Source organism: Microcoleus sp. POL10_C6 (assembly GCF_036701585.1).
In the GTDB taxonomy this organism is placed as follows: Bacteria; Cyanobacteriota; Cyanobacteriia; order Cyanobacteriales; family Microcoleaceae; genus Microcoleus.
Window position 1 is genome coordinate 1 of sequence record NZ_JAUBRB010000110.1, and the last position, 6,513, is coordinate 6,513.

The 6,513-nt window shown below is 37.0% G+C and carries 2 protein-coding genes; both read left to right on the forward strand.

The genetic code is table 11. The features are described 5' to 3' along the window. The first annotated feature begins 270 nt into the window (after nucleotides 1–270). Nucleotides 271–2,511 (forward strand): DUF268 domain-containing protein, encoded by a 2,241-nt coding sequence (locus tag QUA34_RS29545; protein WP_333391016.1) that lies wholly within the window; start codon nucleotides 271–273, stop codon nucleotides 2,509–2,511. 60 nt (nucleotides 2,512–2,571) lie between these two features. Beyond that, nucleotides 2,572–6,048, forward strand: a complete 3,477-nt coding sequence (locus QUA34_RS29550; protein WP_333391018.1) for a tetratricopeptide repeat protein — start codon at nucleotides 2,572–2,574, stop codon at nucleotides 6,046–6,048. The last annotated feature ends 465 nt before the right edge of the window (nucleotides 6,049–6,513 follow it).

The window sequence follows — 6,513 nt, forward strand, 5'->3', positions numbered from 1 at the left end:
GATGCTTTGGTGCGGCACAGTTGGCCGGATGGGGCGATCGTCTTTTATCAAATGGCGTTGCAGATTCGGCCGGGCGAGCGGGGGATTTCGGCGCGACTGGAAGAGGTGCTGAAAAAATAGCGTAAATCAATTATTATGCGCTGTCTAATCTAACAAACAGCCTAATGACTCACTGCTGGGTAGGCCCTCTAAAAGCTATTGTAGATATCCAAATATCTAACAACTCAGAACCACTGAAAAACACAACTAAAAATAACGGAGTAAAAAAAAATGAATCCCGAAAAAGAACTAACTGAATATGTCCAGACCTGGGATGCTAATCAAACTAACCATCCCCTTTGGCAAAACTATAAACAGGATTTTGAGTCTTATTTTTTTAAATTTAAAACATCACGGGAATCTCAAGAATTTACTAATTTGACTTTCTTTCCTTGCTTGGAAGATAAAACGTCATCTACTCCGTTTGATAAATTATATTATTACCAGGATACTTGGGCTAGCAGCAAAATCTTTCAACGTCGCCCTGAGTCTTTGCTAGATATAGGTTCGACCTTGTTGTATTCTGGGATAATTTCTCAGTTTGTTCCTACTACTTTTGTTGATATAAGACCAGTCCAAGTTGATTTACCAGGACTAACAGTTGTTGAGGGCAGTATTTGGGAGCTGCCTTTCGAGGACTATTCTCAAAATTTTATTACTTCTTTGGGTGTAGTGGAACATATAGGTCTTGGTAGGTATGGCGACCCAATTATGCCAGATGGTGCGAGGAGTGCTTGTGTAGAAATTAATAGAGTGTTGAAACCTGGTGGGGAAATAGTTCTCAGTGTACCTGTCGGAATACCTTGCATTGCTTACAATGCTCATCGCATTTTTTCTATAGAACAGCTTCTTTCTTACTTCCCTGGATATACAGTATTAGATCAAGTTTTCTTAACACCCGAACCTGCGGGTTCTGAAGTTTTACCTAATTTGAAAGAACCAGGTGAATATGTAGTTTGGGTTGTACATCTGGGTAAAGCGCAAAATGCTGAGATTGCGAATTGGCTGGCACATGGTAGACCAATTCCTACGCCTCATTTGGTCAAAGAGGAAGCTGTCAGATATTATGCAGAGAAATATGCACTTAATACTTTGGTTGAAACAGGTACATATCTGGGGGACATGATATTTGCAATGAAAGACATTTTTAAAAAAATTGTCTCAATAGAACTAAGTTCAGAACTTTATCTTCAGGCAAAAACTAAATTGTGGAAAATGTCTACTGTGGAGATCATCCAAGGTGACAGTGGTAAAGTATTTCCCGCAATTTTGCCTCAAATAGAAGAACCTTGTTTGTTCTGGCTTGATGGTCATTACTCAGCCGGAATCACTGCGAAGGGGCAGTTAGAAACTCCTATCAGAGAAGAGCTACAAGCTATTTTCAATCACCCTCAAAAAGAAAATCATGTAATTTTAATAGATGATGCTCGCTGCTTTACAGGCGAAAACGACTATCCAGCACTGACTGAGTTAAAGGAATTAGTAGCTAAAAATTTACCTAATCATGTATGGGAAGTTAAAGATGATATTATTAGAATTTACTTGCCTCTGTTCCAGGAACGTCAAGTACAAACTGGCTTACCACTAAAAGATCAAGTAGATAATTTTAACAAGCTAAGTCAAGCTTTTGAGTCGAAATATAACCTTCTTAAAAAGCATCCTATTAATCCAAAGCTAATACTCCCTTATTGGGAAGAACAGAATGAAAAGTTAGAAGAAAGTATACTGCCAATTCCCCCCATTTCGTTCCTCGGAAATCAAGTAATATTGGAAACCATGTTTATTGGTTACGACCGCTTCTATAAACATCAAATTGCTTACTTAGAAACACAGATTCCCCCAGAGAAAATTCTTTTTTTACTGAAGGAAGATTGCATAGGTACTCCCCCTGTAACTACGAAATATGGTGGTATAGAAACCTCTTATAACACTGTTCACCATTTACACCACATTGCTAAATTTGTAGAGCATACTAACTGCAAATTAACAGATATTAAATCAGTAGTAGAGTGGGGTGGTGGTTATGGCAATCTTGCGAAAATCTTTAAGAAAATGAAACAGGGTGAGGAGCTAACCTACACCATCATTGACACGCCCATCTTTAGCGTCATTCAATGGTTATACTTGGGAAGCATTTTGGGTGAAACTAATGTTAACCTTATAAATGAGCCTAATCAGTCAATTGCAGCAGGTAAAATTAACTTACTACCTCTTAATTTATTAGACAATTGTCTAATAAACAATGTGGATTTGTTTATATCAACTTGGGCTTTGAGCGAATGTTCGGATTTTGCTCAAGATTATATTTTGACGCATCAGTGGTTTAATGCTAAACACTTCTTGCTTGCTTATCACTTAGGAGTAGGAGATGCTTTTCCTTTTGCTTTCAGAGTTGGTGAGATAGCTGCGAGCGGTGGAGCCACTACTGTAGATATAGATTTTCTCCCCGGGAATCAATATGCGTTTCGCTAATCTGTTAATAGATTAATTCGGGGGTCGTTGTGTTGTTTATTTGGTACAAGGAGTTTTATTATGTTTCCCAAACAATTGCCTGAAGGTGACATCCTCTCAGATCGCATATCGGTTATAGTCTTTTCCAAAGATAGACCCCTACAACTTCAGGCTTACTTAGAAAGCCTTTTCTATTATTCAGGTATGGAGGAAAGCTCAGTCTATGTTCTCTACAAAAAAACGGATATTTCTTATCAGAACTTAATTGATAAATATTCAGATGTAAACTGGATTGCAGAAAAAGATTTTTATTCTGACTTGATAGCCATTATAAATAAAGCGGGAGAATTTATATTGTGGGGATGCGATGATGTGTTTTTTAAATCATTCTTCAATCCTGAAGTGTGTGTAAAGTCTCTTAAAGAAGATTCAAACATATTGGCTTTCAGTCTCAGACTCGGTAAAAACATTCACCCATACTCCCAATTGATAAATCGGCAAAAATATTTGCTATGTGACTGGACGAATGCACCCGAATCTTACTGGTCTTACCCTTGGGAAGTTAGCGCCTCTATTTATAGGACAAAAGATGTTTTAGACTTAATCAAAATCGCTAATAATATCACTAATCCTAATTACCTGGAAGGTAATTTAGTCCAATATTTTGCAATTCATAAGGAGAATAGCAGAAGGTATATTGCTTGTTTTGAGAAAAGTAAAAGTCTTACTTTAACAATTAATAGGGTTCAAGATACTTATCTTAATTGGTTTGATGCTACTGTAGATAGTGACATAGAAAGCTTATATAAATATTTTTTAGAAGGATATCATTTGAACTGGTGGAAATTTGCTGAGTGCGATAATACAGTTGTTCATGTTCGTTCTGAATATTTCCAGATAGATCCTCCCGATCAAAAAAGTAAATCATTCACAGATAATATCAATTTACAAGAAATATTCAAAAACCATCTAACTCGCTCAAATCTGGCTGAAGCTGCCGCCGCTCTGCATCAGTTCTTCTTAGAGAAGAAAAATTATGCTCTAGCTTATGTTAATGTAGCCAAAGAGCTAAGCTTAAACGGGAAAATTCATCAAGCAATAAAGTCTTATCAACTCAGTTTAGAAATCAATCCTGATTGTATTGAATCATACTTGGGTTTAGGTGATACTTGGGAGACCATGCAACAAACTGAAGAGGCTATCAAGTATTATCAAAAAGCATTAGAGTTAAGCCCTGATGATCCTAGCTTGTATGAAAAAATTGGTCGGCTATTGGAATCTTTAGGAAATTATGAAGCGGCACTAAATTGCTGGTTAAAGTTAAGTGAGATACAACCGGATAAGCTTAGTGCAGATTGTTGGTTGCAATTAGCAGAAAGTATGAGAAAGCAGGGGAAAATGGGTGAAGCAGAAATAGCTTATGCTCACACTATTCGACTAGATGTACACTCATTTTGGTCTTATTACCATTTAGCTTGTATTTGGCTTAACAAAGGCGAAGTAGAAGAGGCGATAGGTTATTACAAACGGGCGATCGAAATCAATCCAGAATTTAGCTGGAGTTATCATCATCTTGCCACTGCTTTAGCCAAACAGGGGAACTTGGAAGATGCTATTACTTCATTTCGCCAAGCGATCCAAAAAAACTTAGACCATTTTGGGACCTATTATGGTTTGGGAAAATGCTTAGTCAAATTAGGTCAGTTGGATGGGGCGATCGAGGCTTTTCTTAAAGCCTTGGAGTTGGAATCCTATCAAGATTGCTTGAAACTGGATTTAATTGATGCTATTCAACAAAGGCAGGTGCGAGACAATCAACTTTTAGCACAAAATCATTACTATTTATTTCAATCTTGCTGGCAACAAGCGAGAAAAGAAGAGGCGCTTAATTATTTGCATCAAATTACCATATCACACCCAGAAATTTTAGACGCAAAAGACTTTGAACATTTGTTTTCTGCAAGTTTAGAAAAACAAAATTTACATCAAAGAGAACTCTACTATCAAGCTATAGCTAAACATCCACAAGCAGGAAAAATTTATCAAGATATAGGATTACTATTTTATCAAAAAAATCAATGGGATCAGACCCTATATTGCTGGCTGGAAGTTAAAAAACTACAACCGGATCTCTTGGATTTAGAAAAATTAGACCAGTTAGGTCAAATATTTATTCAGCAAGAACACTGGGAGCAGGCAATTAGTTGTTATCGTTGCTTGTTTGAAATTAATCCTGGTTGTTACAGTTATGTGTTTAACTTTGGTCATACGCTGCAACAAAAACAAGATTTTAGAGAAGCGGCTAGATGCTACTTAAAAGCTCTCCAAATAGAGCCAGATAGGTGGGTATATATTCAGCTCTTAGCAGGAGTAATGGCATCATTAGGCAGACCAGAGGAAAGTGAAAGCTGTCGTGTTGGTTTTGTTCCTAATAGTATTATCAAAGAATTTTGTCAACCCGATATACAGTGGTCAGTTAGTCATGCTAGAAACAGTCAAAGCTGCGTTAGTACAATGACATGGCAACCACCAGAAACAGTTACTCATTTACACGCATCTACTACCATAAGTTCTGCTACCTTGAACGAGGCCTTTAAAGAAAAATCGGCTCCTTCCGAATCTACACCTTTTGCTGCTCTAATAGAGAGTGGTAGAGGCTGGTCAGATACTTACAATCGGGCAATCATTGGGCTTAACCATGAGCTAATTGACGATCTTTCCTATGGTAGTCCTGGTTTAATTGCTTCTTCCCCTTATATACCAAATGCTCTTTCCATAAAAGGTACAGTAGCTTTTCTTTCTAAGAGAGACTGTGTTAATTATTATCATTGGATGATTGAACTTCTCCCTCAAATAAGAATACTGCAAGATTGCAATATTGACTTATCTACTATAGATAAATTTGTGGTAAATAACATAGATGCTAATTATAAAGTAGAAAGTTTAAGACTATTAGGAATCTCTACAGAAAAAATTTTAGAAAGTTCTAAATTTCCTCATATTCAAGCCGATCGCTTATGGGTAACTACCCCTATTTATGAGAGTCAAGTTTGGGCTATTCAATTCCTCAGACAATCTTTTCTTAAGGAGATTCGACTGCTCAATGACGGTATGATAAATCATGCCGAAAAAAATCAGCGGATATATATAGTTCGTGAAAATGCTCCAAATCGCCGTAGCATCATCAATGGAGATGAAGTCTTAAATTTTCTAACTAATTTGGGATTTAAACCTGTCAGATTAGAAACAATGTCATTATTAGAACAGGTCTTTCTATTTAGTAGAGCGGAAATTATAGTAGCACCACATGGTGCCGGACTAACTAATGTGATTTTTTGTCCACTTACTGCCAAAGTAATAGAATTTTTCAATCCAGGATATGTTAATCCTTGTTATTGGAAACTTTGTAATCAAGTAGGATTGAAACACTATCATTTGATCGATAACAATAAATCATCTCAGTTTAATGATCCCTATGATCCTTTTCTGAAGGATATGTTTGTAGATTTACATGAACTGCAAGAGTTAATCAAAATAGTTGATTTAAGTTTATGTTAATGTTAAAATGCACATAAAACCATAAATAAAAATTTACACAAGGAAAATCAATCTCTATGGATAATTCTATCGCTCAAATCGGGTCAATGGACGGAGCATCTATTCACCCATTTCCGAATACCTGGGCAACATGATACCTTACCCACCAGAAGGTTTGACGTTAAGTTGACACTCCTTGGGCCCAGCCGTGTCCTCTACCATTCTGGTGCAACCGGAATTGATATCAATCACATTGAAGAAACCGGGTTTTTGCCCCCACGACTATCAACCAATAAAAAAAATGAACATTAGCGGAACAAGATTGCTATTGTTGGTGTCAAGACGGGCTATAATCGTTTTGCGTTTTGAAGACCTTAGTTAAACTCCGGCCCCGGTTGCCAGCACCCCCTATGCCATCAACAGTGAATACAGAATCAACAGCGGTTCAATTTAACCAACAGGGAGAAATATACTTATCCCAAGGAA

Excerpts from the sequence above, each read along its gene's own strand:
- QUA34_RS29545 (WP_333391016.1), top strand. The coding sequence starts at position 271 with ATGAATCCCGAAAAAGAACTAACTGAATATGTCCAGACCTGGGATGCT.
- QUA34_RS29550 (WP_333391018.1), top strand. The coding sequence starts at position 2,572 with ATGTTTCCCAAACAATTGCCTGAAGGTGACATCCTCTCAGATCGCATA.